Source organism: Pseudomonas sp. CJQ_9 (genome assembly GCF_043106615.1).
GTDB classification, from domain to species: domain Bacteria; phylum Pseudomonadota; class Gammaproteobacteria; order Pseudomonadales; family Pseudomonadaceae; genus Aquipseudomonas; species Aquipseudomonas juntendi.
Window position 1 is genome coordinate 1 of the sequence record NZ_JBICMS010000097.1, and the last position, 902, is coordinate 902.

1 protein-coding gene is annotated in these 902 nt (G+C 57.5%); it reads right to left on the reverse strand.

Annotated elements, in window-relative coordinates; all coding sequences use genetic code 11:
- Window positions 1-902: elongation factor Tu (tuf, locus tag ACF8SD_RS20795; RefSeq protein ID WP_392485066.1), on the reverse strand; the 902-nt coding region annotated here is incomplete at both ends.

Below are 902 nucleotides of genomic sequence, written 5' to 3' on the forward strand. Positions count from 1 at the left end.
TCACGGATAGCGAAGCGCAGACCGTCTTCCATTGCGATGGTCTTGATCAGGGTAACAGTCATCTGAATGTTGTCACCTGGCATTACCATTTCAACGCCTTCCGGCAGTTCGCAGTTACCGGTCACGTCAGTGGTACGGAAGTAGAACTGAGGACGGTAGCCTTTGAAGAACGGAGTGTGACGGCCGCCTTCTTCCTTCGACAGAACGTAGACTTCTGCGGTGAACTTGGTGTGCGGCTTGACCGAACCTGGCTTGACCAGAACCTGGCCACGCTCAACGTCGTCACGCTTGGTACCACGCAGCAGAACGCCGCAGTTCTCGCCAGCACGGCCTTCGTCCAGCAGCTTGCGGAACATCTCAACACCGGTGCAGGTGGTGGTGGTGGTGTCACGCAGACCAACGATTTCCAGCGGATCCTGAACGCGGACGATACCACGCTCGATACGGCCGGTAACAACGGTACCACGACCCGAGATCGAGAATACGTCTTCGATTGGCATCAGGAATGGCTGGTCGATGGCACGAACTGGCTCAGGGATGTAGGCATCCAGAGTTTCTACCAGCTTCTTGACAGCGGTAGTGCCCATTTCGTTGTCGTCTTTGCCTTCCAGCGCCATACGAGCCGAACCGATGATGATCGGGGTGTCGTCGCCTGGGAAGTCGTAGGTGGACAGCAGGTCGCGAACTTCCATCTCGACCAGTTCCAGCAGCTCAGCGTCGTCTACCAGGTCAGCCTTGTTCAGGAAGACCACGATGTACGGAACGCCAACCTGACGGGACAGCAGGATGTGCTCACGGGTTTGTGGCATCGGACCATCGGCGGCCGAGCAAACCAGGATCGCGCCGTCCATCTGGGCAGCACCGGTGATCATGTTCTTCACGTAGTCAGCGTGACCTGGGCA